This is a genomic window from Brucella ciceri (assembly GCF_041930145.1).
Taxonomy (GTDB): Bacteria; Pseudomonadota; Alphaproteobacteria; order Rhizobiales; family Rhizobiaceae; genus Brucella; species Brucella intermedia.
Genome location: NZ_JBHEEV010000001.1, coordinates 217076 through 243845, shown reverse-complemented (window position 1 = coordinate 243845; position 26770 = coordinate 217076). Strand labels below are relative to the sequence as shown.

Genomic DNA, 26770 nt, shown 5'->3' with positions numbered 1-26770 from the left:
GGCGATTCGCCGTGGGCGGCTGCCTATGAGCGCGCCGGGAGAAGATGGCAGGCCAGCGCTGCTGGAGGCCGTGTCGCTTTCCAAGTCGTTCGGTCCCGTTCAGGTTCTGAAAAACATTGATCTGCGCATTTTCGGCGGCGAAGTCCACGCGATCATCGGTGAGAACGGTGCCGGAAAATCGACGCTGATGAAGCTGCTGGCGGGCAATGAGCGTCCGACGGGCGGAGAAATCCGCATTGACGGCAAGCCGGTGTCCTTCTCGGGGCCGGTCGAGGCCGAAGCGCAGGGCATCGTGCTCGTGCATCAGGAAATCCTGCTCGCACCCGATCTGACAGTCGCGCAGAACATTTATCTGGGCCGTGAACTGAACCGGGGCGTCGTCGTCGACGACAAGTCGATGCGCGAGGGCGCGCGCAAGGCCATCCGTGATCTTGGCGCCGATATCGACCCCGATACGGTCGTCGGCTCTCTGTCGATTGCACAGCGCCAGTTGGTCCAGATCGCCCGCGTGCTTCTGGTGCCGCATCGTGTTGTGATCTTCGATGAGCCGACCGCTTCGCTGACGCCTTTCGAGACGGAAGCGCTGCTGAAAGTCATTCGCGATATTCGCGCCAAGGGCGTAGCTGTCCTCTATATTTCGCATCGCCTGCCGGAAGTTAAGGAAATATCCGATCGTGTGACCGTGCTTCGTGACGGGAAGCTCGTTTCCGCGCATCTGGCTTCCGAATTGCAGCCATCCGATATGGCCCGCCTGATGGTTGGCCGCGATGTCGCAAAACTCTACCCTGACCGCGCAAGCCAGCATGACAACGCTGCCATTCTGGAAATCGAGAACTTCAGCGTGCCGGGTTACGTCCACAATGCGAGCTTTCACCTGAACCGGGGCGAAATACTCGGCTTTGCCGGGCTGGTTGGCGCAGGGCGCACGGAACTGATGGAAGGCATCGTCGGTCTGCGGCCCGGCAAGGGCGATGCGCGCCACAATGGAAATCCGGTTCATTTTCGCAATGCGCATGAAAGCCAGAAGGCGGGGATCGTTTATCTCAGCGAGGACCGCAAGGGCAAAGGGCTGCTGCTGACCAAGGACCTGGGTGTCAATCTGACGCTTGCGTCGCTGAAGAAATTCGTGCGCGGTTTGCAGATCGATCGCAACAGGGAACGCACCGCGCTTGATGATGCGATCCGCGAGTTCGATATTCGTACGGGCCGCAAGGACATTCTTGCAGGCCAGCTCTCGGGCGGAAACCAGCAGAAGCTGCTGCTCGCCAAGATGATGATGCTCGAACCGTCCATCGTCATCATCGATGAACCGACGCGCGGCATCGATGTCGGCACGAAGGAGCAGATTTATCAATTCATCGCCAATCTGGCCGATGAGGGGAAATCGATCATCGTCGTTTCGTCGGAAATGCCGGAACTGATCGGCATCTGCGACCGCATCGTCGTGATGCGGGAAGGGCGGGTCGCCGGCGAGGTATCCGGCGACCGCATGACGGAACATGGCATCGTCGTGCTTGCAACCGGCGTTGAAGCCGAAGACGCCGCATAAAAACAATAAAGTGGGAAATAGATGACACAGGTTGCGACCGATAAAAGCAGAGTGCCGAGGACGTCCAAGGATTGGGACTTGCGCGCAATTGCGCCTTTTGTAGCGCTCGCTTTGCTGCTTGTACTTGGTGCTATTGTTAGTCCGAATTTCATTGGCCTAGACAATTTGCTCAATGTCATGACACGCGCTGCATTTATCGGGATTATTGCAGTGGGCGCGACCTATGTTATCTCTTCAGGTTGTCTGGACCTGTCAGTAGGATCAATGGTGGCCTTTGTGGCGAGTTTGATGATCCTTTTCATCAATTCCGGCGTCATTGCCGACCCGGTCCTGCTGCTGCTGGTTGCCGTCCTGCTGGCTCTGGTACTTGGAGCAGCCTGCGGACTTCTGAACGGACTCATTACTACCGTTGGCGGAATTGAGCCTTTCATTGCTACGCTTGGAACCATGGGGATCTACAGAGGTTTGACGACCTGGCTGTCGCAGGGCGGCGCGATCACCCTTCGCAATTCCGAAGTTCAGGCCATGTATCGCCCGGTTTACTCTGGATACATAGCTGGCGTTCCGGTCCCCGTTATCTTCATCTTTGCGACGGCGGCGCTAGCAGCTTTTGTGCTTTATCGCACACGCTATGGCCGTCATTTGCTGGCGGCAGGTTCCAACGAAGATGTGGCGCGCTATTCCGGTATCTCGGTCAAGAAGGTGCGCACTATTGCTTATGTGGTGCAAGGGTTGTGCGTGGCTGTTGCGGTGCTGCTTTATGTACCGCGTCTCGGCTCCACCTCGGCCCAGACCGGCATGATGTGGGAACTGCATGCCATTACCGCTGTCGTCGTCGGCGGTACGCTGATGCGCGGTGGCGTAGGCCGTATCTGGGGGACGATCTGTGGTGCGTTCATACTGGAGTTCATCGGCAACATCATGATCCTGTCGAATTTCATCAGCGAGTATCTGCTGGGAGCCATTCAGGGCGCGATTATCATCATCGCCATGCTGGTGCAGCGTTCGCTGGCGCGGAGATAGGTTTTGGAGATTGGCGGGATTGGTGGGGCGATTCCAGCCAGAGAGGAATGAGAGCCCCGCGTTTACTGGGAGGAAGACTATGCGAGGGAATTTGATGAAGCTTGCTTTCGCCGCTCTGACGGCGGGGGCGCTGGCCTTTGGCGGCGCGGCAAGCGCTCAGGACAAGAAAGTGACGATCGGCGTGTCGATCCCGGCTGCCGACCACGGCTGGACGGCGGGCGTCGTCTATCACGCCGAACGCGTGGCGAAGCTCCTGATGGAAGAACATCCGGGCCTCAATGTCATCGTCAAGACATCGCCCGATGCGGCATCGCAGGCCAATGCGTTGCAGGATCTGGCCGTACAGGGCCTCGACGGGCTGGTCGTTCTGCCGACCGATCCCGATCCGCTCGTCAACGCCATCAAGGAGATCAAGGACAAGGGAACCTTTGTCGCTCTGGTCGACCGCGCGCCGAGCAGCAACGACAACACCATCCGCGATCTCTACGTCGCCGGCAACAACCCGGCGCTCGGACAGGTGGCTGGCGAATATATCAAGAAGACCACGCCCGACGCACAGGTCGTCGTCATTCGCGGTCTGCCGATCCCGATCGATCAGCAGCGTCAGGACGGTTTCGACAAGGGCATTGAAGGCTCCAACGTGAAGGTTCTGGATCGCCAGTATGGCAACTGGAACCGTGACGATGCCTTCCGCGTCATGCAGGATTTCCTGACCAAATATCCGAAGATCGATGTGGTCTGGGCACAGGATGACGACATGCTTGTCGGCGTTCTCGAAGCCATCAAGCAGGCGAACCGCTCCGACATTCAGTATGTGGTAGGCGGCGCAGGCTCCAAGGATATGATCAAGAAGGTCATGGACGGCGACAAGCTCGTGCCGGTCGATGTCCTCTATCCGCCAGCGATGGTTTCGACGGCGATGCAGCTTGCCGCCGGTCATTTCTACGACCAGATTCCGGTGAGCGGCAATTACATCCTCGATGCGACGCTCGTGACGAAGGATAACGCCAAGGACTTCTATTTCCCGGATTCGCCGTTCTAAGGTGAACAGATATCGTGCGCCTGCATGTGCGGGCGCACGCTTTTCTTTTTCAATCCCGAAATGCAGCGCGAAGCGCGCTCTCAAATTGCTCGATGCCGGTCGATGGCGGGGTCCGAGCATATTCAGGAGAAGTTTGATGAAGACGATCAAGGGGCCGGGCATTTTTCTCGGGCAGTTCGCAGGCGATGAAGCGCCGTTCAACACATGGGATGGCATCACCAAATGGGCCGCCGAAAAAGGCTATGCCGGGGTGCAGGTTCCCACATGGGCGAGCCAGCTGATCGATCTGAAAAAGGCTTCTGAATCGAAGGATTATTGTGACGAATTCGCCGGTGTGGCGCGTCAGAACGGTGTCGAAGTCACGGAGCTTTCGACCCACTTGCAGGGCCAGCTCGTCGCGGTGCACCCGGCCTATGACGAAGCTTTCGATGGCTTCGCGGTGCCCGAAGTGCGCGGCAATCCCAAGGCGCGCCAGCAATGGGCGGTTGAGCAGGTGAAGATGGCGATCCGTGCATCGCGCAACCTCGGCATCGGCGCGCATGCGACCTTTTCCGGTGCGCTGGCATGGCCCTTCATCTATCCATGGCCGCAGCGTCCTGCCGGTCTGGTGGAAACGGCATTTGAGGAACTCGCCCGCCGCTGGAAGCCGATCCTTGATCATGCCGATGAACACGGCGTCGATATCTGCTATGAAATCCATCCGGGCGAAGACCTGCACGACGGCGTGACCTTCGAGATGTTTCTGGAGCAGGTCAAAAACCACCCGCGGGCCAATATGCTCTATGACCCGTCCCATTATGTCCTGCAATGCCTCGATTATCTCGACAATATCGACATCTACAAGGACCGCATCAAGATGTTCCACGTCAAGGATGCGGAGTTCAATCCGACCGGACGGCAGGGCGTCTATGGCGGCTATCAGGGCTGGGTCAACCGGGCTGGTCGCTTCCGGTCGCTCGGTGACGGGCAGGTTGATTTCGGCGCGGTGTTCTCCAAGATGGCCGCGAACGATTTTGACGGCTGGGCCGTCGTCGAGTGGGAATGCGCGCTGAAGCACCCGGAAGACGGGGCACGCGAAGGCGCGGAGTTCGTCAAGGCGCACATCATCCGCGTGACCGACAAGGCATTTGACGATTTCGCATCCGGTGGCACCGACGACGCCGCCAACCGACGCATGCTTGGATTATGAGGACGCAATGACCATCGAAGCTAAAACCAAGGAAACCGCCGTTTCACGTATTCGTCTCGGCATGGTGGGCGGCGGCGCGGGCGCGTTCATCGGCGGCGTTCACCGCATGGCGGCGCGGCTCGACAACCGGTTTGAACTGGTGGCAGGCGCCTTGTCGTCGTCAGCGGAAAAGGCGCAGGCCTCGGGGCGTGAACTGGGGCTGGCCGAAGACCGCATCTATTCCAGCTACAAGGACATGGCCATTCGCGAGGCGCGCCTGAAAAACGGCATCGAAGCCGTTTCTATCGTGACGCCGAACCACATTCATTACGAAGCTGCCAAGGAGTTTTTGCGACGCGGCATCCATGTCATCTGCGACAAGCCGCTGACCTCGACCCTTGCCGATGCGAAGAAACTGAAGAAGGTCGCCGACGAAAGCGGCGCATTGTTCGTCCTGACGCATAATTATACCGGCTATCCGATGGTGCGGCAGGCGCGTGAGATGATCGCCAATGGCGAACTTGGCGATCTTCGCGTCGTACAGGTGGAATATGCGCAGGACTGGCTCACCGAAGCGGTTGAGGCAACCGGAGCCAAGGGGGCTGTCTGGCGCACCGATCCGGCGCAATCCGGTCTTGGCGGCGCAACGGGCGATATCGGCACACACGCCTTCAATCTCGCCTCCTTCGTGACCGGCCTCACGGTCGATAGTCTCGCTGCTGATCTCGACAGTTTTGTCGAGGGGCGTCGTCTGGACGACAATGCCCATGTGATGCTGCGTTTTGCAGGCGGGGCCAAGGGCATGCTCTGGTGCAGCCAGGTTGCGCCGGGCAATGAAAACGCTCTGCGCTTGCGTGTCTATGGCACAAAGGGCGGCATTGAATGGGCGCAGGAAGACCCAAACTATCTCTGGTTCACGCCTTTTGGGGAACAGAAGCGGCTTATCACGCGGGGCGGTGCAGGCGTTGGTAATGCTGCGACCCGCGTGACCCGTGTGCCGGGCGGCCATCCGGAAGGCTATCTGGAGGCTTTCGCCACCATTTATTCGGAAGCGGCCAATGCCATCGAGGCCCATCGCAATGGCAAGAAGCCGGATAGCGCCGTGATCTATCCGACCGTCGATGACGGTTTGAAGGGCGTTGCTTTCATCGATGCCTGTGTGCGCTCGTCGCAGAAAAACGGTGGGTGGGTCAAGCTTTAGAAATTGATAGGGGAATAAAGAAAGGGCGCCAGTGGCGCCCTTTTTTGTTTTCACCGCCTTGCCGGTTCAGACATACCGATTGACGACGTTTTCGAGATATTCCTGACGGCCAGATTTCGGCTGCGGATTGATGTCCTTCGCTTCGACTTCCGCCGTGATCTGGTCCAGCGAGAGGCCGGTCAGAAGTTTCTTGCCGAAATCGCCGTTCCAGCCCGCATAACGCTCATCGAGCGGCTTGGACAACGCGCCGTCCTCCAGCATTCCGGCGGCTGCCTTCAGCCCGCGTGCACAGCAATCCATGCCCCCGATATGGCCGATCAGCAGATCCTGCGGATCGAGCGACTGGCGGCGCAGCTTGGCGTCGAAATTCGTGCCGCCGGTCGTGAAGCCGCCTGCGAGCAGGACCTGATAATAGGCGAGCGCCATTTCCGGCACATTGTTTGGGAACTGGTCCGTGTCCCAGCCGGACTGGTAGTCATTTCGGTTCATATCGATGGAGCCGAAAATGCCAAGTGTGCGGGCAAGTGCCAGTTCATGCTCGAAGGAGTGACCAGCCAGAATGGCGTGGCCCTGCTCGATATTGAGCTTCACCTCGTTTTCGAGGCCATAGCGCTTCAGGAAGCCATAGACCGTCGCGACGTCGTAATCATATTGATGCTTGGTCGGCTCCTGGGGCTTCGGTTCGATCAGGATCGTACCCTTGAAGCCGATCTTGTGCTTGTACTCGACCACCAGATTGAGGAACCGCCCCATCTGGTCGAGTTCACGTCCAAGATCGGTGTTGAGCAGCGTTTCATAACCTTCGCGACCGCCCCACAGCACATAGTTCTCGCCGCCGAGCTGCTTGGTGGCATCGATGCAGCTTTTCACGGTCGCCGCGGCAAAGGCGAAGACGTCCGGGTCAGGATTGGTTGCGGCCCCGCTCATATAGCGGCGGTTGGAGAACAGGTTGGCCGTGCCCCAGAGAAGCTTTACGCCGGTTTCGGCCTGCTTCTTCTCGAAGATATCGACGATCTCGTTGAGATATCGGGTGTTTTCCGCAAAGTTGCGCCCCTCGGGCCGCACATCTGCATCGTGGAAGCAGTAATAGGGCGCGCCAAGCAGGGAAAAGAACTCGAAAGCCACGTCGGCCTTGAGTTTTGCCGCATCCAACTCGTTGGAATACCACGGGCGGTCGAAGGTGCGACCACCGAACGGATCGCCACCCTCCCAGGCAAAGCTGTGCCAGTAGGCGACCGCGAAGCGCAGATGATCTTCCATACGCTTGCCCAGCACGATCTCATTCGGATCATAGTGACGGAATGCCAGCGGGTTGTCGCTGTCCGGCCCCTCATACTTGATCTTCTGAATGTCGCCGAAAAATCCGGTGCTCATTGTGTCCTCCCGTTCGAATGTCGTCATGTCTGATTGGTTGAGGCAACGTCACTGACCGGCGAGGGCGTGAAGTGCCGGATAAAGGGCGCGATAGCGCTGATAGGCTTCCTCATAGGCCGGGATGAGGGCGGCTTCCGGCTCTATGGTTCGCTCGGTGCGCGGCGGCGTGCAGACAGCCAGCGGGTCTACGCCGGTAGCGGCGATGAGACCCAGCCGGGCAGCGCCGAAGGCTGCGCCGAAATCGCCTTCTTCCGGCAAGGCGATCGGCACATTCAACGCGGTTGCGATTGCCTTCAGCCAATAGGTGGAGCGGGAGCCGCCACCGACCGCTGTAAGGGAACTGATCTCGGTACCGGCAGACTGAAGCGCGGCGAGATTGTCGCGGATCGCGAAGGCAACGCCTTCCAGCACGGCTTGCGTCAGGGCGCGCTGATCGGATTCATGTTCCAGACCTGAAAACACGCCGCGTATCTTCGCATCGTTATACGGGGTGCGTTCACCCGACAGATAGGGCAGGAAGGTCGTGCTGCCCGGCGCATTGAGCCTGTCGCCGAGTTCCCTAACAAGCTCATGCGCCGTCTTTCCGACAAGCCGCGCATACCAGTCGAGCGCGCTTGCTGCGGACAGGATGACACCCATCTGGTGCCACGTATCGGGCAGGGCATGGCAGAAGGCATGAACCGCGCTTTCTGGCTTCGGCTGATAGGCGCCGTTTGCAGCAAACAGCACGCCTGATGTGCCGAGCGAAACGAAGGCGTGACCGGGTTTGACCGTGCCCATGCCGCAGGCCGATGCCGCATTATCGCCTGCACCGCCTGCGACAACCGGTAGTCCGGCAATGCCCCATTCGGCGGCCAGTTCCGCCCGCAGCCGTCCGGTTGCGTCCGTGCCTTCGGCAAGACGCGGCATCCGGCTTTCATCGAGGCCGGTCTTGTCCAGAAGTTCGCGCGACCAACGGCGTGCGCCGATGTCGAGCCAGCTTGTGCCCGCCGAATCCGACATGTCGGAGACATACTCGCCGGTCAGCCAGAGGCGAAGGTAATCCTTCGGCAGCAGCACCTTGCGGGTGCGTGCGAAAATATCGGGTTCGTTATTGGCAACCCAGACGATTTTGGGCGCGGTAAATCCCGGAAAGACAATATTGCCGGTGATGGCGCGAAAAGCCGGGTTGGCATCGAGTGCGGCTGCTTCGCGATAGCTGCGCGTGTCGTTCCATAGGATGCAGGGACGCAGTACCTGGTCCCGTTCGTCCAGCAAGGTAGCGCCATGCATCTGACCGGAAAGACCGATGCCGGCAATCGCCGAAAACTCCTTCGGATGGGCCGTGCGCAGGCCGTCAATCGCTGTCCGGCAGGCGTCGATCCAATGTGCGGGGTCCTGTTCGCTCCAGCCCGGATGGGGTCGCGAAACATCCAGTTCGCCATGGGCCGACCCGATGACGGTCTGTGCGTCATCGATCAACAGCGCCTTGACACCGGATGTTCCTAGATCGATCCCGAGATACATATTTGCTCCTGTTGGAAAGGCCTTGTCGCCTGCGCTTCAGTCGAGATGCGGCAGGTTGTCTTTGAGGAAAATTTCAATACGGATGTGCTCCTGTCCGGGCACGATAGCCAGACGATCGGCAGACGCCTTCAGAACCCTGATGGCGCTGCGGATTTCATGGCCCGCATCCTGCGCCAGCACAGCGTGGATGATGCCATCCGTCAGCGCCTTGGACGTCACGCTATCGCGCTCATGGGCGATGACGAGCGGCCGATTGGCGTTGTGCCTTGCCAGCGCCTTCACCAGACCGCTATTGCCTGCTCCGAGGCTGTAAATTCCGGCGATATCGCTGCGCTCGTCAAGCAACTCGGCTACGAGTTTCTCCACGCGCGGGCCCTCATCGAAGCCTTCCAGAACGGGCAATATCTCGCGGCCAGGAAAGTCCGCTTTCATGGCAGCGGTAAAACCTTCGAAACGTTCCTGATGGTCGCGGACCTTCAACGAACCGGCGACGACTGCAAGCGCGCCTTCGGTTCCGTTGGCGAAAAGTCCCAGAAGCCGCGCCGCCGTGCGTCCCGCCGCACCGTTGTCGACGCCGACATAATGCGTCCGCGTGGAATGCCCGAGATCGGATACGAGCGTGACGGCGTGGACGCCTTGCTCTCCCAATCGGTCGCAGGCTGCACGCACGGGGTCAGTATCGACCGCGACGAATGCTACGCCGTCAGGCTTGCGCGTGGCGCAATCATCCAGCGCCGCCACGAGCGCCGCTTCATCGAAGGCGGGGACAAGGACGAGATTGATCAGCACACGCTCGGCCAAGGCCCGTTCGGTCGCGGATTGCAGTTCCGCGCGCAGGCTCAGCATGAAAGTGTTTTCATTGTCCGGCAGAATAAAATCGAACTGATAAAGCCGTCCGCGAGCAAGGTTGGCAGCACCCACATCGCGGACATAGCCAAGCGTGTTCATCGCGGCCATGACCCGGTCGCGCGTCTTCGCTCTCACGCCCGGACGTTCGTTCAGCACACGGTCTACCGTGGCGAGGCTGACGCCCGCTGTTCTGGCTATATCATGGACTGTAGGTTTCATCCTCGCTCCTCGACGCGGACCATAAGATCAAAAATGAGGTACGTAAATCAAAAAATGCTTGCTATTCATTTTTCTTCACGTATCAATGGTGTTCGAGGATGGGGCAGTGTCGCTTTTGCAATGCTGTCCGATGGAGTGATCTTGGCGCGGGGCGCCTTCGGGAGGATCAGCCATTCAAGAAATAAGCAGCTCCAAAGTGGGCTGTTTTGTCGTGCCGAACTCCGGGGGCGGAATACGTTCGGGGGCGCGGATTGGTATCAGCCGGCAGCAAGCCGGTGTTGTTTGGAGGAGATTTGCATGAAACGTCGTAATTTTCTGACCGGCGCGTTGGTTGCTGCGGCTTTGGGCATCGGCGCCATGGCGGCGACGCCGGTCTATGCTTCGCCGGAAAATCCGGTTATCGGCTTTTCCATCGACGACCTGCGTGTCGAGCGCTGGGCGCGCGACCGCGACTATTTCATCGAAGCTGCCGAAAAGCTGGGCGCCAAGGTCAATGTGCAGTCGGCTGACGGCAATGAGGAAAAGCAGGTCAAGCAGGTTGAAAACCTGATTGCGCAGGGCGTTGACGCCATCGTCATCGTGCCGATGAACTCCAAGGTTTTCGACGCCGTCGTGGCTGACGCCAAGGCTTCCGGCATCAAGGTTCTTTCCTATGATCGCCTGATCCTCAATGCCGATATCGATGCCTATATTTCGTTCGACAATGAACGCGTCGGTTTCATGCAGGCGGAAGCGGTCCTGAAGGCCAAGCCGGAAGGCAATTATTATCTCCTCGGCGGCTCGCCGACGGATAACAACGCCAAGCTTCTCCGCGCCGGTCAGGAAAAGGCCCTCAAGGAAGCCATCGATTCCGGCAAGGTGAAGGTCATTGGCTCGCAGTGGGTCAAGGAATGGAGCCCGACGGAAGCGCTCTCCATCATGGAAAACGCGCTGACGGCTGCGCAGAACAAGATCGATGCGGTCGTCGCTTCGAACGACGGCACCGCCGGTGGCGCCATCCAGGCGCTTGCTGCGCAGGGACTGGCCGGAAAGACCGCCGTTTCCGGGCAGGACAGCGACCTTGCTGCCGTCAAGCGCCTGATCGACGGCACGCAGACCGTAACGGTCTACAAGCCGCTGAAGCTCATTGCTTCGGAAGCCGCCAAGCTGACAGTCCAGATGGTCAAGGGCGAAACGCCTGAATTCAATTCCAAGCTCGACAATGGCGGCAAGCAGGTCGACACGCTTCTGCTGACGCCGACCGCCGTGACCAAGGACAATATCGACATCTACGTTCAGGACGGCTTCTATACCAAGGAGCAGATCTACGGAAAGTAAGCCTTTCCGGCGGGTGTCGCCGGAGTTGCTCCGGTGAGCCAGCCCGATGTGAAACAGTGGGGCCGGAAGTCTGGAAATCATGATCCAGCTTCTGGCCTCGCCGACTTGTCGATGCTGTCGGTGACAGCGTTGTCTGGGAGGAGTTCCGCCGGAATGTCTCGAACCCGGCGGTCCATTCTCTACGTTACTGCAAGGTCATATGCGATGTCCGAATATCTTCTAGAGATGCGCAATATCGGTAAGGACTTCAACGGCGTGAAAGCGCTGGACGGAATTTACCTGAAAGTGCGCGCGGGCGAGTGTGTCGGCCTTTGCGGTGAGAACGGCGCAGGCAAATCCACGCTGATGAAAGTGCTTTCCGGCGTTTATCCCCATAGCACCTGGAGCGGGGAAATTCTCTGGGAAGGCCAGGAATTGAAGGCGACGGGCATCCGCGACACGGAGGCGGCGGGCATCGTCATCATCCATCAGGAACTCATGATGGTGCCGCATCTGTCGGTTGCGGAAAACATCTTTCTGGGATCAGAGCCGACAAGCGGAGGCTTTATCGATTACGACCAGATGAATGCGCGTGCGACGGAACTTCTGGCGCGGCTCAATATTCACGACATCAATGTCGCGCTTCCGGTCTACCACTATCCGGGCGGCAAGCAGCAATTGATCGAGATCGCCAAGGCCATCAACAAGAATGCGAAGCTGCTCATTCTCGACGAGCCGACATCGGCGTTGACGGCATCCGAAACGCGCGTCCTTCTCGATCTCATCAAGGACTTCAAGGCGCAAGGCATGGCCTGCGTCTATATCTCCCATAAGCTGGACGAAGTGGCAGAAATTTCCGATACGGTGACGGTCATCCGCGACGGGACGCATATCGGCACGAAGCCGATGGCGGAACTCACGACGCCAGCCATCATCACCATGATGGTGGGGCGCGAAATGAAAAACCTGTTTCCGCGCGAGCCGCATGATATTGGCGAGGTCATTTTCGAAGCGCGCAATATCAATTGCTGGGATGTGACGAACCCCGACCGCAAGGTGGTCGATAATGTTTCGTTCGCTCTTCGGCGCGGGGAAATCCTCGGCATTGCCGGGCTGGTTGGCGCGGGGCGGACGGAACTGGTGTCCAGCCTGTTCGGCGTCTGGCCAGGCGCTCATGACGGGCAGGTGTTCCTGGAGGGCCGGGCACTGAAGATCCGCACCCCGCGCGATGCGGTTCGACAAGGCATCTGCATGGTGCCGGAAGACCGCAAGAAGGATGGCATCCTGCCCATCATGCCGGTGGGCTACAATATGACGATCTCGGTGCTGGATCGGTTTTCCTTGCGCGGACTGCTCGACAAGGAAGCGGAACTGGCAACGATCCAGCGTGAAATTCTGCGTCTCAAGGTAAAGACTGCCGACCCAATGCTGGAAATCGCCTCGCTGTCGGGCGGCAACCAGCAGAAGGCCGTGCTGTCGAAAATGATGCTGCCGGACCCCAAGGTGCTCATTCTGGACGAGCCGACGCGGGGCGTCGATGTGGGCGCGAAATATGAAATCTACAAACTGATCTTCGCCCTTGCGAAGCAGGGCGTTGCGGTGCTGATGGTGTCATCCGAAATGCCGGAAGTTCTCGGCATCAGCGACCGTGTGCTCGTGATCGGCGAGGGCCGGCTGCGCGGGGATTTCCCCAATGAAAATCTGACCCAGGAGAAGGTGCTTGCCGCTGCAATCGGCAAGCCGACAAGCAATGCGGCCTGATCCGCGATCAACTCTTTGTTTTCACGCATTTCCGGGCGCAAGAACCTGTCTCGTCTTCGCTGGAAATGCTCAAAATATGACCGGTGCATGATATGACGATGACGGGCAAAAGCCTTCGAAAGTTTCTGGCGGAATACAAGATCGTCGCTCTGTTGATCGTGGTTGCGCTCATATGGGCATTTTTCGCGATCCTCACCTATGATCCCGAAATGGGGCGATCGCAGTTCCTGACCGCACGCAATTTCTCCAACCTTCTGCGCCAGATGGCGATCACCGGAATGCTCGCATCCGCGATGGTGTTCGTCATCGTTGCCGGGGAAATCGATCTTTCGGTCGGGGCGCTTCTGGGGCTCCTTGGCGGCATTGCCGCCGTCCTCGATGTGCTCCTTGGATGGCCGTTATGGGCGACGATCATTACGGTATTGGTGCTCGGCGTGGCGCTCGGCGCGTTCAATGGCTGGCTGACTGCCTATCTCGGCATACCGTCCTTCATCGTCACGCTTGGTGGCCAGCTTGTCTTTCGCGGCATCGTGCTGGGCATCATGGGCGGCGTCACCATCGCGCCGATCTCGCCGGGATTCAAATATATCGGGCAAGGCTATCTGCCGGGCTGGCTTGGCAATCTCTGCGCCATTGCGCTGTTTGGCGTGCTTATCCTGATGACGCTGCGCACGCGAGCCAGCAAACGCAAGCATAATCTTCAGTTGCTTTCATCCGGCATGGAAGTCGCGAGGCTTCTTGGCATCGGCGTCCTGATCCTTGGCTTCATCCTGATCCTCAACAGCTATCAGGGTGTGCCGGTTCCGGTCTTGATCCTGCTGGTGATCCTCGGTGTCTTCACCGTGATCGCAAAACAGACCGTGTTCGGTCGCCACATCTATGCGGTCGGCTCCAACACAGAAGCGACGCGCTTTTCCGGCGTGAATGTCAATTTCGTCAAGATGGCCGTCTTCGCGCTGATGGGGCTGATGGCGGCGGTGGCCGGCCTGACGACGACCTCGCGCCTTGCAGCGGGTACGCCATCGGCGGGCATGGGCGGCGAACTCGACGCCATCGCTTCCTGCTTCATCGGCGGCACGTCCATGCGCGGCGGCGTAGGCTCCGTGCTCGGCGCATTGGTCGGCGCGCTCATCATGTCGAGCCTCGACAATGGCATGTCCATGCTCGGCGTCGATACGTTCTGGCAGCAGATCATCAAGGGCAGCATTCTTGTTCTGGCTGTCTATCTCGACATCGTATCCTCAGGCGCGCGGCGCGGATGAATTCAGGCGCATCATGATTTGATGCGCCTGAAACAACAATTTTTGCCTGAACAGGAAATGCGCTAACCGCGCTTGAGCGGTTCCAGTCCTAACAGAATGGCCAGAACCGCTCTAACTATTTGTTTTATCGCATTATCCAACGCAAAACCGTTTCACATTTTTGCTGGAAATGCTCTAACCTTCCTCCACGAATACTTCGTCGCGCTTCTTGCGTACCGATGGAAGCAGCACGACCACGAGAACGGCTGCCGCTATGGCAAGCAGAATGGCGCTGATCGGTCGGGTGAAGAAAGTTGCCGGGTCTCCGCGAGACAGGATCATGGCGCGCCGCAGATGTTCCTCCAGCAATGGGCCGAGAACGAAACCGAGCAGCAGGGGAGCCGGTTCGCAACGCAGCTTGGCCAGCAGGTAGCCGATGAATCCGAAGAATGCGACCGCATAGAGGTCGTAGACATTCGAATTCACACTATAAACCCCGATTGAACAGAACGTCATGATAATCGGGAAAAGCACATAATAAGGAACGGTCAGAAGCTTTACCCAGAGGCCGATCAGCGGCAAATTCAGGACGATGAGCATAAGGTTGCCGATCCACATGGACGCAATCACGCCCCAGAACAGGGCAGGCTGTTCCGTCGCGACATTCGGCCCCGGCACAATGCCCTGGATAATCATGGCGCCTATCATAAGTGCCATCACCGGATTGGCAGGAATGCCCAGCGTCAACATGGGAATGAACGATGTCTGCGCCCCGGCATTGTTGGCGGATTCCGGTCCCGCAACGCCTGCGATAGCACCTTTTCCGAATTCTTCGGGCGTGCTGGAAATGCGTTTTTCGACCGTATAGGAAGCAAAGGACGCGAGAATGGCACCGCCTCCGGGCAGAATGCCAAGCGCCGAGCCGATGACGGTTCCGCGCAGGATTGGTGCCGTCATGCGTTTGAAATCGTCGCGTGTTGGCATCAGTCCTGTGACCTTTGCCATCAGCACTTCGCGCGTATGTTCGCTTTCGAGATTGCGCAGGATTTCGGCAATGCCGAACACGCCTACGGCAACGGCAACGAAATTAAGCCCGTCTGCATATTCCGTGATACCGAGCGTGAAACGCGGCGCTCCCGTGTAGATGTCGGTGCCGACAAGACCGAGCAGGAGGCCCAGGACGACCATCGCCAGTGCCTTGACAATGGAGCCATGCGCCAGTGCCACGGACGATACCAGACCCACAACCATGAGCGAAAAATATTCAGCCGAGCCGAATTTAAGCGCGATTTCAGTCAGTGGCGGAGCGAACACCGCTACCAGAAATGTCGAGACAGTGCCCGCAAAGAATGAACCGATTGCCGCGATGGCAAGTGCGGCGCCAGCCCGTCCGCGTCGCGCCATCTGGTAGCCGTCAATGGCCGTGACGGCGGATGAAGATTCACCCGGCATGTTGATGAGGATAGCGGTCGTCGACCCGCCATATTGGGCGCCGTAATAAATACCGGCGAGCATGATCAATGCCGAAACCGGATCGCCGATCTGGAACGTGACCGGGAGAAGCATGGCAATTGTCGCTGTCGCCCCGATACCGGGCAATACGCCGATCAAGGTGCCGAGCAATACGCCGATCAGGCAGAAGCCGAGATTTGCAAGCGTCGATGCGGTGGAGAAACCAAGCGCAAGATTGCTGAAAAGTTCCATGTCGGCCTCCTAGAACGGCCACCACGGCCCGAAACGCTGGTACGGCAGCGCGAGGGCGTAGCTGAACACGATGACGGAGAAGACAGTGATTGCAGCCGCAAGAACCAGTGCTGCTAGCGGCTTCATGCGCATCGAGGCGAAAGAGGCAATGAGGCAGGTCAGGAACAATGACGGTATGAAACCGAGGCCGCGTACCGTGAGGCCGAAGAATATGGGTGCAGGCAGAATGAAGAACAGACCGCGCCATGCGATCGGACCCATTGGCTCACCGGAGACGCGCGTCGCCTGGATAAGTATGACCAGTCCAAGAAGGACTAGTACGCCTGAGAGAACAAGCGGGAAATATCCCGGTCCCATGCGCAGCGATGTGCCCAAGTCCAGACCCAGCGCCTGATAGGCGAAAAAGGCGCCGGTCAGTGTGAGAAGGGCACCGCATAATCCGTTGGTCGGATCGATAGAAAATTTCCTTGAGGGCTCATTCATGGGCTAATCATCTTTCGGATTTGCCGTTGAAAGGGCTATGCCGGGGGCTCGGCATGTGAATGGGATCAGCTATCCCGAGGCTGCGGTTGCGAGGCGGCCTCAGGACATGACAATCAAGGCGCGCCAGATTGCGCACCTTGATTGAGGGCCGCGACGTCAGTCCGCGTATTGTCCGGCAGCCTCGATGATGGGCTTCCAGCGTGCGACTTCGGATTCCAGCTTTGCCTTCAGCGCGGCAGGCGTCGCGTCGGATTCCGATGACGGCTTTGTGCCGAGTTCGGCGAAGCGGGCAACCACATTCGGGTCTTTCAGGGCCAGTTGGAGCGATTTCGACAGCCGCTCGGTGATTGCTGCCGGGGTTCCCTTGGGGGCGTAAATGCCGTGCCAGATGCCCACTTCCATGCCGTCAAGCCCGGCTTCCTTGGTCGTGGGAAGGTCTTTCAGCACGTCCAGACGTTCGGGCGAGGTGACGGCATAGGCCTTGATCGTGCCTGCCTGAATCTGCTTGGTCGTGTTTGTGGTCTGGTCACACATGATATCGACCTGTCCGCCGAGCAGGTCAGTCATGGCGGGGCCGGTTCCCTTGTATGGAACCGTGACGAGCGGAGTTTCAATAGCGCTCATGAACAGCATGCCGCAAAGATGCGAGGCAGCCCCGATGCCCGCATTGGCGACGGTTACGGTATCCTTGTTGGCCTTGGCATATTCGACCAGCCCCTTCAGATCGGTCGGCTCAAGGTCCTTGCGCGCAACGATGGTCATCGGAACTTCCGTAACCAGCCCGACATATTCGAAGCCGTTCAATGTGTCATAGGCAAGCTTGCGATAGAGAGTGGCGCTTGTGGCCATGCCGATATGGTGAAGCAGGAGCGTATAGCCATCCGGGTCCGCGGTTGCGACGCGCCCGGCGCCAAGTGTTCCGCCCGCGCCGCCCACATTTTCGACGATGACCTGCTGGCCAAGGTCCTTGGACATGGATTCCGCGACAAGACGCGTCACGGTGTCGGTAGGCCCGCCTGCCGCAAAAGGCACGACCATGGTAATCGTCCGTTCAGGATAGTTTTGTGCCTGTGCGGTGAAAGTTGCAGCGGAAATGGCAAGTGTCGTCGCCAGAGCGGCGATAGTCTTCATCATAGCGTCCTCCCAGACTATGTTGCGGCGGGCGAGCCCGTATTCTGAATTCAGTTCCCCACGCCTCTTTGGGCGCTTCGGGCAATCAGATGCGATATTATCAGGTCACTGCAGTAATCGCTTCCGCACCGGACTTGCTCTTGAATCGGCAATGATTTCCGGCGCGCTTCAAACAGAATGTAGATGCAACCCGGCGGCTTGCCAATGCCTGAGCTTCAACGAAAGCGCTTATACTACCAAAGTCTGGGTAGCTCGCTCTTCGGCCAGATGGTCGACGAGGGATCTGGCGGCGGCGGTCAGTTCCTCACGGGACCGCACGGCGATTACAAGATTTCTTCTGGCCCAGGCATCGGAGATCGCAACAGTCGCGATTGGCAGCGTCTTTCTGAGACGTTGGGCGGCTGTCTGCGGAATGATTGCAATCCCGGCACCGGCAGCCACCATGTGGCCGACTCCTTCAAACGTGCGAAGCCTCGTCCTGATTTTGAGCCTGCCGCCCAGACGGCTCGCCTGGCTCTCGATGTGCTCCTGCAAGGCACCGGCTGAAAGGCCGATGAATTGCTCCTGCAGGATATCCGGAAAACTCACCCGCCTATAGCTGGCGAGAAGATGGTGCTTGGCCGTGATCAGCACCAGTTGATCTTTAGCAAACGGAATCCTTTCCAGACCGGTTGCGTCTGCCGCGTCCGATAATATCCCGATCTCGACAAATCCGCGCAGGACGGCCCGGGCAATATCGGTGCTCTGCCGTTCCTTCAACTCCACATCGATGCGCGGATTTTCTGCCATCCAGACGGCGAGTTTTGCCGGAAGATACTCCGTAATCGCCGCCGTATTGGCCGCAACACGGATTGCTGTACGCATGGCTTTGGCATGCAAACCCAATTCGCTATGCATATCCGCCATCTGCCGCATCACTGTTCTGGCATGATGGACAAGGGCTTCGCCCGCTTCAGTCAAGGTTACGCCCCGCCGCCCGCGCTCCAGAAGCATAACCTGTCCCGCCGCTTCCATATCGCGCAGACGCTCGCTTGCCGCTGGAAGCGAGAGGCCTACTTCCGCCGCGCCATGGGTGATGCTGCCGGTGTCGGCTACCGCAAGGAAGAGGCGAAGGTCGGTAAGATCAAAGCGCATGCGCGATACTAGCGCGAATCCTGCCTATGGGAAAGCCGAAGGCTGGATGAGGAACTTCCGCATTCCGCCCGCTGGCCAGGTCGCTATAGCAGGGACATGACTTATTCCTTCTCCCTGATCCTCACGATTGCGATTACGTTTCTCTGCGCCGGCTTCGTCAAAGGCGTGACCGGAATGGGACTGCCAACCGTCGCGATGGGCATATTGGGCGCGCTCATATCTCCGCTCGCAGCCGCGAGCCTGCTGATTATTCCCTCCTTCGTCACCAATCTGTGGCAGTTGGTGGCGGGGCCGAGTTTCGGCGCGCTCATGCTTCGCCTTTGGAGCATGATGCTGGCAATTGTGGTGGGGACCATCGCAGGAACCGCGGTTCTGGTCGGCGGAAATATTGCAATCACCACATCGATGCTGGGTTTCTCGCTCGTCGTCTATGCAGCCTATACGTTATTGGCCCGCCAGCTACAGGTGCCGGAAAAGCTCGAGCGTTTGCTATCCCCTGTCATCGGCCTCCTGACGGGATTGATTGCAGGTGCCACGGGAATATTTGTCATTCCGGCAGTGCCCTATCTGAGTTCTCTGGGGCTCAGAAAAGAAGATCTGGTGCAGTCGCTGGGGCTTTCCTTCACTGTTTCGACTGCCGCACTGGGCGTTGGGCTTTCAAGCAGGCAGGCCTATTCGGGCGATCTCCTGTTGATCTCCGTCCTGGCCATCGTTCCCGCACTGGCCGGGATGTTCCTCGGGCAATTCTTTCGCCGCAAAATCCGGCCGGAAAGCTTTCGTCGTTGGTTTCTGATAGGCCTCATGGTCCTCGGACTTGAAATGGCATTGAGACCATTGTTCTCGTTAAGTTGATGAACGGAGAAGGATTTTTCCGTTCCTGCAAGCTGATACGGATTTGCTTTCTTGTTCGAATCCGGCAAGGGCAGGATATTGTCTCACCCCCAAGAGAATAGCCTTCAGCTTCAACGGTTTTTGCTGAAGCCTCCCTATCATCGGCCTGATTGACGGAATGACCCAAAGAGATACCGAACCAAACCAGTCGCGCGCTTTCCGGCTGTTCAAGCCGGTTCTTGCCGGCGCTACGCTGCGGGAACGATCCATTGCCTGCCTCGGCGCCCTGATCGGTATTACGCTGACCGGGTTCATATCGAGCATGTTGCTGGGAAACGGGCCGCATCTGCCTTTGATCGTAGCACCGATCGGCGCTTCGGCAGTTCTGCTCTTTGCCGTTCCGACCAGCCCGCTGGCCCAGCCCTGGTCGATCATCGGCGGCAACACGATTTCGGCCTTCGTCGGTTTGGCCGTCACGCAGTTTGTCGATGATCCGGCGCTGGCAATCGGCCTTGGCGTGGCTCTGGCCATCGCTGCCATGTCCGTCACCCGCAGCCTTCATCCGCCCGGCGGCGCAGCGGCGCTGACCGCGGTTCTGGGGGGATCGGCGGTCGCCAAATGGGGCTTGCTGTTCCCGTTGGTGCCGGTTGCGCTGAATTCCTGCCTTCTTGTCGGACTGGGGATCCTGTTTCACAAACTGTCGCGCCGGAAATATCCGCATGTGGTTGCTGCCGCGCCGGTTAACAAGCACAGCACGGAAGACCTGCCGCCTTCGGTCCGCATGGGCATCCGCGAGGAAGATATCGACCGCGCCTTGTTGGCGTTGGATGAAAGCTTCGATATTGATCGCAACGATCTCGGACGTCTGCTGCGGCAGGTGGAGCTTGAAGTGTCCACTCGCTCGCGCGGGGACCTGACATGCGCCGATATCATGTCGCGGGATGTCGTCAGTATCGACGAAGGTGCAACCGCCAGCCAGGCGCGCGAGCTGATCCTGCGGCACAATCTGCTGACGCTGCCCGTGCGCACATCGGATGGGCGCCTGAAAGGCGTGATCGGTTTGCGCGAGTTGATGCATCCAGGCGATGATTTCAGAAACTACATCGTGGAGGCTCCCACCGCATCACAGTCTGATCCGGTGATGAGCCTCGTGCCGAGCCTCACCGATGGACTGGCGCATGCCGTCGTGGTCATCGACGAAATGCGCCGCATCATCGGGCTCGTATCGCAAAGCGATCTTCTGAGCACGCTTGCGCGTTCGCGTCCCAATGAAAAGCTGGTGCCTTTGAGAGCGGCATGATCGGCTGGCCCGTGCTTCCCTATTGAATTGGAACGGTTTTCCGGGCAGGGTTTGCCGACCCGGAAATCTGCAGCAGGTGTTCATGTCCGTCCAGCGCGCGAGCTTCTATATTCTTCTGGCACTGGTCACCATCGCCTTTGCGTGGTTGCTGCTGCCCTATTATTCGGCAGTCTTGTGGGCTGTTATTCTTGCCGTGGTGTTCTCGCCGGTGCAACAGCGTCTGGAACGTTTGCTCGGGGGCAGGAAGAACATTGCGGCCCTGCTTTCCGTGTTGATGTGCATCTGTCTGGTCATCATTCCGATGCTGGCGATTTTCGGTTCGCTGGTTCAGGAGGGTAACTCCCTCTATCAACGCCTGAGCAGCCGCGAGTTTGACCTGAACAGTTATATTTCCCGCATCCTGGGTGCCTTGCCGGATTCGCTGGAGGAGTGGCTGACCCGGTTTGAATTGGGTGATTTCGCGGAATGGCGCTCACGCATTTCCTCCGCCATCATGCAGGGCAGCCAGCTTTTCGCCGGAAGGCTGGTGAGCTTCGGCCAGAATACACTGCAATTCTTCATCGGCTTCGGCATCATGCTTTACCTGCTGTTCTTCCTGTTTCGCGATGGTGCGGAGCTGGGGCGGAAGATCAGGCAGGCCATTCCGCTCAACGACGATTATACCCGGCAGTTTCTGGAAAAGTTCACAGCCGTCATCCGGGCGACCGTGAAGGGAAATATCATCATCGCCATCATTCAGGGAACGATAGGCGGGGTGACTTTCTGGCTTCTCGGCGTGGAAGCAGCCTTGCTCTGGGGCGTCATGATGACGTTCCTCTCCATGCTGCCGGCCGTCGGCGCCGCCCTTGTCTGGATACCGGCGGCGGCCTGGTTCTTTGCAAGCGGGGAGTGGATCAGCGGCGCTGTTCTGGTCTTCGTCGGCGTATTCGTGATCGGACTGGTCGACAATCTCCTGCGCCCGCCGCTCGTCGGAAAAGGCACCCGCATGCCTGATTATGTCGTGCTGATCTCCACGGTCGGAGGAATTTCACTGATCGGGATCAACGGTTTCGTGGTCGGCCCGCTGATTGCCGCGATGTTCATCGCCGCATGGTCGCTTCTGGCAGAAGAGCAGAAGGGCAACGGTCCTGCCCAACTGCCGAAGAGCTGAACTCAAGCGACCTTCAGTTCCGCGATGGGAAGCCCGGTTTCGGTCATCTTGTTTTGGACGCCGTTTTCATCGAGAAAATGCTTCATTTCGGCATAGGTCTCGAACCAGGCCCGGTTGTATTTGTCGAAAAGAGACTGGTCCCAGTAGTCTTCCAGCCGGAAGGGCTTGTCGCTGAAGACGTCGTAGCTCGGTATCTTGAAGGTTTCTGCAAATTCTGCCGTGCGGCTGTCATAGGTGAAGTAGATGGACGGAACGCCGTTGGCCAGCGCCATCAGGTTGCCGTGCAGACGATAACCAAGGACGAGTTGCTGCTTGCGCACCAGTTCCTCGTAATCTGCAACGACATCCGAGTAGAACATGCGATGGCGATAGAGGTTTTCCATCGTTTCGTCGAAATACCAGTCTGCTGTCCAGCGATGCGCCTTGAGGGCCGCAATGGCCTCTTCCTTCTGCTCCGCTGTTCCGAAGACCATTTTCTTTTCATCGATCTCGCCCTGCGCCATCAAGGTTACATCGAAGCGTTGGGCCATGGATTTGATGAGGTCGCGGTGCCGGGTCAGATATTGCTCGATGTCCTGCGCATAGGCAGGCGACACCTCGCGGCGAACCGTAACGCCGACCTGGGCAACGTTTTCCAGCGGCGGCAGTTTGATGCGCAGATGCTGGTTGTTGCGGCGAAACGCGGTCGGGCAACCGATGACCCGCACATTGCGGATGCCAATATCGTTGAGCACCTGGGCCGTATAAGCACCGCGCACACCTATGGACGTTGTGGAATCCGCGATGATGCGCAGGACCGCCTTCGTCTCTTCGGAAAGCTGTATTTCCCCTCTGACCGGCGCTTGCGCTCCAACGCCGAATGCGATGACCGGCAGTTTCAGCCGCTGCAAAACCGGGATCGTGTCGCGCCAGTTCATATCCTTGTTGATGTAGTTCGAGCCACGCAGGATCACATAATCATATTCTTCGCGCAGCTGATCAATCTTTTCCGGGGAAAAATTGGTGATCGGGAGTTCGGAAGCCTTCTCGTAATCCATGAGCTTCAACGATGACTCGAAGACGAAGGCGTCGCCGATATTGTGATAATGATTGATGCTGCCCTGAACGTCGGTATGACGATACCAGCGGACATTGTCGTGATCGTACACTTCTCCCGCAGGGATCATGACGAGGGCGCGTGCCATACGGTTTTCCTTCTGTTTCAATAAGGTCAAGCCAGGCTCAGCTTGCCTGTGAAAGAGCAGTTTGCGTAACTGCCGGTTTCTGTCTGCGCGGTTTTGACTCCCGCAACCGGTTATAGAGATCGAGGTGCTCCTTCGCGCAGTCGATATAATGGACCGGATTGCGGATGGATTGATGCAATCTGTCCCACACGCCCGGTTCGCTCAGCACTTCCGTAAAGCGGTCGGCCAGATCCTCGGCGCTGCGCACCCGGAAATGCAGGCCGTCTTCGCCGTCGCGAATCTTCTCCGCCATGCCGCCGATGTTCGAGCAAATGACGGGGCGTCGATGATGCAAGGCCTCCTGAATGACGATAGGTGAGTTTTCCCACCAGATCGAAGGCATGACCACCCAGTCCACAGACTGCATGAGGCGCGGCATTTCGGCATTCTGGTAAGCGCCATAGAAGCGCACGCGCGGACCAGCCTCCTCGATCAGTTTATGCATGCGCTCCTGAAAGGCGGGTGGCTGCTTCTCCAGATTGCCTCCGAAGATCATCAGCCGGGAATCCTCACCCCAGACCTGTTCCGGGACACGGGATACCGCATCGACCAGCACGTCTATGCCCTTGAAAGGATTGATCTGACCGAAAAAGGCAAAGCGGTTGCGGCGCGGGTTCGGCCCGGTCAGCTCACGTGGAGGGGTGACATCGCGTATGGCTATGCCGTTTTCAATGACTTCCATCTTGTCCGGATCGAGGCCCCATTCGAGATAGCGATTGGCGAGGAATTTGCTCGGTGAAACGAAGGCGTCGGCAAGTTCCAGCATGCCGCGCACAAAGCGTTCCCGCTTGAGAAAGCGCGCCGGCGGTATCTGCGGAAAACAGGCGTGGCAATCGATGGGAGACGCTTCGCTGCACAGCTTCGATGTGCCGGCTTTGACCATCTGGCCATCATTGTTGCAGATGGACAGGAACTCGTGAAAAGTCACGAGAATGATCCGGTCCGGCAACGCTTCGCGGATGGCGTAAAGGGTCTCCAGCCCGAGGCCCAGGACATGGTGGAAATGCACGATGTCAGGGTCGTAGTCTCGGACGAAGCGCAGCAGGTCGCGGCGGATTTCATCGGTGTTCTTGTTCGACAGATAAAAATGGTCGTATTCGTCGGCATGAAACAGGATTTCATCGCTGGCGCGCCGCATGCTCATGAGCGCCGTCGTGCCATGTCGCGGGATCGGATGGGCCGCCCGCGCCAGATAGACCGACTGCACCCCGGGAATGCTGTTCAACCCCTTGTGCAGATTGTAGGAAGCGATTTCACCGCCCCCGAGAGAGATCGAAGGGTGGGCGTGCGAGATGACGAGAACCCGGAGTTTATCGCTCATGCAAGTTCCTCCGCCTGAGCCTTGCGCCTGCCAGCGAGAATGGAGGACCAACGCGCGTCGAAGACCTGCCGGTCAATGCGCTCGATGAGTGCAATGGTCGATGCCCTGTCGGTAACGGATGTGTCGTCCGCTCCAAGCATATGGGCCGAAGGCAACCAATAGGAGCGCAGGCCCGATTGTTTCAGTTTCAATCCGAGATCCAGTCCCTTTTCGTGAGTGCCGAGATAGCCGCGCGTGAAGCCGCCGACCGAGAACAGCGCTTCGCGGGGAAGGATGCAGCACTCGAACGTCGCTGTTGCGACTTCCGTCAACGACATTCCCGATACGGCATCGATGGGATAACCCGCATAGCGGCTGATCAGGGCCCGATCCGCCGACATGCCGGAGGGCGGACCCGCAACCCAGGTTCCAGCCCAACGGATTGAATCATCCTCATAGGCAAGCGTGGGTGACAGAACGCAGTCCTTGTGCGCTTCATAGGCGCTGACGAGCTTGTTCAGCCATCCGGCGCGGCGCGGCAGCAGCGATCCGGCCAGGAATATGACCTGATCCGTTGTAACCGTGCGGGCGCCGACTTCCAACGCATCGTAGAGGTCCTCGGAACCGGTGGCTGAAACGAGCCGTATGCGCAGGCGGTAGAAATCCGCAAGGCGTCTGATCTGTACGCCGATGCGGTCGATGATCTCGCTTGCCGCCGCGATCACGATCGGGGCGATCCGGGTTTCCGGATCGAGCGCGAGCAGTGCAAGCAAGGCTTCGATCTCCTCGACGCGTTCATCGATGCCGATGATGATCGCAGGCCCTATCGCATCCTCGAAGGGGCCGAGATCGACAACGCCGAAGACTTCAGGCGCAGGGCGGCTGACGCCGCGCAGCAATGGAACGAGTTGCTGGTCCACGATATGGCGCAGAGCCCATGCGTTCGGATCGGTTGCCCGGATTTGCCGGACGATGGCTTCGCGGGACGTGACGCGGGTGGGCGTCAACGGAAAAAAGGCCCGTCGCCCATCGCTGATCGAAAGTTCAAGGTAGAACGGCGAGGTGCTGTCACCGGCAAGTTCCGGGGCGAAGGCGACGAAACCATGGGCATGGCGGCTGGGGTCGAGCCCGGCATTGAACGGCGGCTGATTATCGAATTCGCGGGTTACATCAGGCCTGTCTATACGGGTCCAGCTTGTGTCGATCTGGATTTCACCGCGATGGCGGCGCAGTTTCACACTTTCCACATGGCTGTCGGGATCGAGCAGCCAGCCGGAAACAAGCATGCCACTTCCTTCCACACGGAAGACATTGTCTATTCCCATCCGGACGGGAAAGGGGAGGCCGGATACCGTGTCGGCGCCATCGAAGCGGTTGGCGGCAGACCGCATGCGCAGCAGAATGTCGGTCGAGCTGCGTATCCGTGGCAGGATCGCCCGTATGTGGCCCGGCGTCTCACGCGAGCCGGACAAGAGCCTGCGGTCATAGACTTCGGTAAAACGCCAGCCCCGCCGCCCGCGAAACAGAAGCCGTTCGATATCGGTCGGTTCGACCGGCTCATTGGCGAGCAGAAGCCCTGCAAATCCGGATGCTTCATCATTCAGGTCGGGCCGTGCAAAGACGCTGATCGCGCACTCCGCGAGGGATGGATTTTTGCCGCTGATCAGCAGCCGGGTGACAGCAGGCGTCAGGTCCTGTGCCCAGCCCTGAACAAAAATTTCGCCTTCGTCGCTGCCGCCGATGAGTTCGATACAGCCGTCGGAGCGGGCTCCGGCCTGCAACAGAACGGTGATCGCCGAAAGTTTCTTCCGGCTGATAGGGCCGGAGATCAGCCCTTCCACCAGTTCATCGATGACGCCCGGCAGGCTCGGTCCGGCCAAATCGCCAATCATGGCGACAAAATCCGCGATAGAAGCAGAACGCGACGCGAAATTGTAGCGAGCGACCTTCGCCCGATGCTGGAACATGATGGTCTTCAAGACGCCACGGCGCAGAGCAGCCGTTGGCACGATGGCGACGAAACCATGCGTTCCCGCAGGGGAAGGTTCCTTGAGCGGCCATGTGATCAGGCTTGTTTTCACGCTCATGGCAGGATCGCCGTTGAGAAAGGCCGTGACCTGATCGTTTGCGGCGCTGCCGATGCCAAGCACCAGCACCAGCGTGTCTTCGATCACGCTGCCCACGACCATTTCGCCCTCCATCATCATGGGAGGACGATCCGGAGACCGGGAAGGTCTTGCAGCCGGCTGCTGTGCGACAGGTCTTTCGTCTTGCGCCATGGACGT

General features: G+C 58.7%; 21 protein-coding genes. 11 read left to right on the top strand and 10 right to left on the bottom strand.

What is annotated here, in order from left to right; all coding sequences use genetic code 11:
* Positions 1 to 25 precede the first annotated feature (25 nt).
* The 5 genes from JNC63_RS01035 (at position 26) to JNC63_RS01015 (ending at position 5983) form a co-directional block, all read left to right on the top strand.
* Positions 26 to 1549, top strand: coding sequence for a sugar ABC transporter ATP-binding protein (locus JNC63_RS01035; RefSeq protein ID WP_063620453.1), 1524 nt, complete (start codon positions 26 to 28; stop codon positions 1547 to 1549).
* A gap of 21 nt (positions 1550 to 1570) precedes the next feature.
* Positions 1571 to 2572, top strand: coding sequence for an ABC transporter permease (locus JNC63_RS01030; protein ID WP_374846100.1), 1002 nt, complete (start codon positions 1571 to 1573; stop codon positions 2570 to 2572).
* Between the two features lie 79 nt (positions 2573 to 2651).
* Positions 2652 to 3614 (top strand): substrate-binding domain-containing protein, encoded by a 963-nt coding sequence (locus JNC63_RS01025; RefSeq protein ID WP_006470336.1) that lies wholly within the window; start codon positions 2652 to 2654, stop codon positions 3612 to 3614.
* A gap of 136 nt (positions 3615 to 3750) precedes the next feature.
* Positions 3751 to 4803, top strand: a complete 1053-nt coding sequence (locus tag JNC63_RS01020; protein WP_075041486.1) for a sugar phosphate isomerase/epimerase family protein — start codon at positions 3751 to 3753, stop codon at positions 4801 to 4803.
* A gap of 7 nt (positions 4804 to 4810) precedes the next feature.
* Positions 4811 to 5983, top strand: coding sequence for a Gfo/Idh/MocA family protein (locus JNC63_RS01015; protein WP_075041485.1), 1173 nt, complete (start codon positions 4811 to 4813; stop codon positions 5981 to 5983).
* 66 nt (positions 5984 to 6049) lie between these two features.
* Here the strand turns inward: JNC63_RS01015 and xylA are convergent, their stop codons facing one another.
* The 3 genes from xylA to JNC63_RS01000 are packed head-to-tail and all read right to left on the bottom strand — an operon-like array spanning position 6050 to position 9931.
* Positions 6050 to 7357: a xylose isomerase gene (gene xylA / locus JNC63_RS01010; protein ID WP_075041484.1), complete on the bottom strand. Its 1308-nt coding sequence runs from the start codon at positions 7355 to 7357 to the stop codon at positions 6050 to 6052.
* 48 nt (positions 7358 to 7405) lie between these two features.
* Complete coding sequence (gene xylB / locus JNC63_RS01005) at positions 7406 to 8863, bottom strand: xylulokinase (protein ID WP_075041483.1); 1458 nt, start codon at positions 8861 to 8863, stop codon at positions 7406 to 7408.
* 36 nt (positions 8864 to 8899) lie between these two features.
* Entirely contained in the window at positions 8900 to 9931 is a 1032-nt protein-coding gene (locus JNC63_RS01000) for a LacI family DNA-binding transcriptional regulator (RefSeq protein ID WP_075041482.1), read from the bottom strand.
* A 297-nt stretch (positions 9932 to 10228) separates the two neighbouring features.
* Here JNC63_RS01000 and xylF point away from each other — a divergent pair, with 297 nt between their 5' ends.
* The 3 genes from xylF (at position 10229) to JNC63_RS00985 (ending at position 14250) form a co-directional block, all read left to right on the top strand.
* Positions 10229 to 11248 (top strand): D-xylose ABC transporter substrate-binding protein, encoded by a 1020-nt coding sequence (gene xylF / locus JNC63_RS00995; RefSeq protein ID WP_075041481.1) that lies wholly within the window; start codon positions 10229 to 10231, stop codon positions 11246 to 11248.
* A 204-nt stretch (positions 11249 to 11452) separates the two neighbouring features.
* Entirely contained in the window at positions 11453 to 12988 is a 1536-nt protein-coding gene (locus tag JNC63_RS00990) for a xylose ABC transporter ATP-binding protein (protein ID WP_021585500.1), read from the top strand.
* Positions 12989 to 13080: 92 nt separating this feature from the next.
* Positions 13081 to 14250, top strand: a complete 1170-nt coding sequence (locus JNC63_RS00985; RefSeq protein WP_021585499.1) for a sugar ABC transporter permease — start codon at positions 13081 to 13083, stop codon at positions 14248 to 14250.
* Between the two features lie 174 nt (positions 14251 to 14424).
* Here JNC63_RS00985 and JNC63_RS00980 read toward each other — a convergent pair whose 3' ends face one another.
* From JNC63_RS00980 to JNC63_RS00965, 4 genes are all read right to left on the bottom strand, one after another.
* Positions 14425 to 15933, bottom strand: coding sequence for a tripartite tricarboxylate transporter permease (locus JNC63_RS00980; protein WP_006468677.1), 1509 nt, complete (start codon positions 15931 to 15933; stop codon positions 14425 to 14427).
* 9 nt (positions 15934 to 15942) lie between these two features.
* Positions 15943 to 16416, bottom strand: a complete 474-nt coding sequence (locus tag JNC63_RS00975) for a tripartite tricarboxylate transporter TctB family protein (protein ID WP_006468678.1) — start codon at positions 16414 to 16416, stop codon at positions 15943 to 15945.
* 156 nt (positions 16417 to 16572) lie between these two features.
* Complete coding sequence (locus JNC63_RS00970; protein ID WP_006468679.1) at positions 16573 to 17550, bottom strand: tripartite tricarboxylate transporter substrate-binding protein; 978 nt, start codon at positions 17548 to 17550, stop codon at positions 16573 to 16575.
* A 225-nt stretch (positions 17551 to 17775) separates the two neighbouring features.
* A complete protein-coding gene (locus tag JNC63_RS00965) occupies positions 17776 to 18681 on the bottom strand; it encodes a LysR family transcriptional regulator (protein WP_021585684.1) in 906 nt (301 codons plus the stop codon).
* 96 nt (positions 18682 to 18777) lie between these two features.
* Between JNC63_RS00965 and JNC63_RS00960 the strand changes: the two genes are divergently transcribed.
* The 3 genes from JNC63_RS00960 (at position 18778) to JNC63_RS00950 (ending at position 21962) form a co-directional block, all read left to right on the top strand.
* Positions 18778 to 19533, top strand: coding sequence for a sulfite exporter TauE/SafE family protein (locus JNC63_RS00960; protein WP_021585683.1), 756 nt, complete (start codon positions 18778 to 18780; stop codon positions 19531 to 19533).
* Between the two features lie 157 nt (positions 19534 to 19690).
* Positions 19691 to 20812 (top strand): HPP family protein, encoded by a 1122-nt coding sequence (locus tag JNC63_RS00955; protein WP_025092036.1) that lies wholly within the window; start codon positions 19691 to 19693, stop codon positions 20810 to 20812.
* Positions 20813 to 20894: 82 nt separating this feature from the next.
* Entirely contained in the window at positions 20895 to 21962 is a 1068-nt protein-coding gene (locus JNC63_RS00950) for an AI-2E family transporter (RefSeq protein WP_025092035.1), read from the top strand.
* 2 nt (positions 21963 to 21964) lie between these two features.
* Here the strand turns inward: JNC63_RS00950 and JNC63_RS00945 are convergent, their stop codons facing one another.
* Genes JNC63_RS00945 through JNC63_RS00935 form a run of 3 tightly spaced genes read right to left on the bottom strand, consistent with a single transcriptional unit; the run spans position 21965 to position 26764 of the window.
* Complete coding sequence (locus tag JNC63_RS00945; protein ID WP_021585680.1) at positions 21965 to 23146, bottom strand: polysaccharide pyruvyl transferase family protein; 1182 nt, start codon at positions 23144 to 23146, stop codon at positions 21965 to 21967.
* Positions 23147 to 23183: 37 nt separating this feature from the next.
* A complete protein-coding gene (locus JNC63_RS00940; protein WP_075041480.1) occupies positions 23184 to 24506 on the bottom strand; it encodes a glycosyltransferase family 4 protein in 1323 nt (440 codons plus the stop codon).
* Positions 24503 to 26764, bottom strand: a complete 2262-nt coding sequence (locus tag JNC63_RS00935; protein ID WP_081375252.1) for a glycosyltransferase family 2 protein — start codon at positions 26762 to 26764, stop codon at positions 24503 to 24505. Before JNC63_RS00935 ends, JNC63_RS00940 begins: the two co-directional genes overlap by 4 nt.
* Between the last annotated feature and the right edge of the window lie 6 nt (positions 26765 to 26770).

Coding starts and splice junctions, on each gene's coding strand:
- JNC63_RS01035 (WP_063620453.1), top strand. CDS start 26: ATGAGCGCGCCGGGAGAAGATGGCAGGCCAGCGCTGCTGGAGGCCGTG.
- JNC63_RS01030 (WP_374846100.1), top strand. CDS start 1,571: ATGACACAGGTTGCGACCGATAAAAGCAGAGTGCCGAGGACGTCCAAG.
- JNC63_RS01025 (WP_006470336.1), top strand. CDS start 2,652: ATGCGAGGGAATTTGATGAAGCTTGCTTTCGCCGCTCTGACGGCGGGG.
- JNC63_RS01020 (WP_075041486.1), top strand. CDS start 3,751: ATGAAGACGATCAAGGGGCCGGGCATTTTTCTCGGGCAGTTCGCAGGC.
- JNC63_RS01015 (WP_075041485.1), top strand. CDS start 4,811: ATGACCATCGAAGCTAAAACCAAGGAAACCGCCGTTTCACGTATTCGT.
- xylA (WP_075041484.1), bottom strand. CDS start 7,357: ATGAGCACCGGATTTTTCGGCGACATTCAGAAGATCAAGTATGAGGGG.
- xylB (WP_075041483.1), bottom strand. CDS start 8,863: ATGTATCTCGGGATCGATCTAGGAACATCCGGTGTCAAGGCGCTGTTG.
- JNC63_RS01000 (WP_075041482.1), bottom strand. CDS start 9,931: ATGAAACCTACAGTCCATGATATAGCCAGAACAGCGGGCGTCAGCCTC.
- xylF (WP_075041481.1), top strand. CDS start 10,229: ATGAAACGTCGTAATTTTCTGACCGGCGCGTTGGTTGCTGCGGCTTTG.
- JNC63_RS00990 (WP_021585500.1), top strand. CDS start 11,453: ATGTCCGAATATCTTCTAGAGATGCGCAATATCGGTAAGGACTTCAAC.
- JNC63_RS00985 (WP_021585499.1), top strand. CDS start 13,081: ATGACGATGACGGGCAAAAGCCTTCGAAAGTTTCTGGCGGAATACAAG.
- JNC63_RS00980 (WP_006468677.1), bottom strand. CDS start 15,933: ATGGAACTTTTCAGCAATCTTGCGCTTGGTTTCTCCACCGCATCGACG.
- JNC63_RS00975 (WP_006468678.1), bottom strand. CDS start 16,416: ATGAATGAGCCCTCAAGGAAATTTTCTATCGATCCGACCAACGGATTA.
- JNC63_RS00970 (WP_006468679.1), bottom strand. CDS start 17,550: ATGATGAAGACTATCGCCGCTCTGGCGACGACACTTGCCATTTCCGCT.
- JNC63_RS00965 (WP_021585684.1), bottom strand. CDS start 18,681: ATGCGCTTTGATCTTACCGACCTTCGCCTCTTCCTTGCGGTAGCCGAC.
- JNC63_RS00960 (WP_021585683.1), top strand. CDS start 18,778: ATGACTTATTCCTTCTCCCTGATCCTCACGATTGCGATTACGTTTCTC.
- JNC63_RS00955 (WP_025092036.1), top strand. CDS start 19,691: ATGACCCAAAGAGATACCGAACCAAACCAGTCGCGCGCTTTCCGGCTG.
- JNC63_RS00950 (WP_025092035.1), top strand. CDS start 20,895: ATGTCCGTCCAGCGCGCGAGCTTCTATATTCTTCTGGCACTGGTCACC.
- JNC63_RS00945 (WP_021585680.1), bottom strand. CDS start 23,146: ATGGCACGCGCCCTCGTCATGATCCCTGCGGGAGAAGTGTACGATCAC.
- JNC63_RS00940 (WP_075041480.1), bottom strand. CDS start 24,506: ATGAGCGATAAACTCCGGGTTCTCGTCATCTCGCACGCCCACCCTTCG.
- JNC63_RS00935 (WP_081375252.1), bottom strand. CDS start 26,764: ATGGCGCAAGACGAAAGACCTGTCGCACAGCAGCCGGCTGCAAGACCT.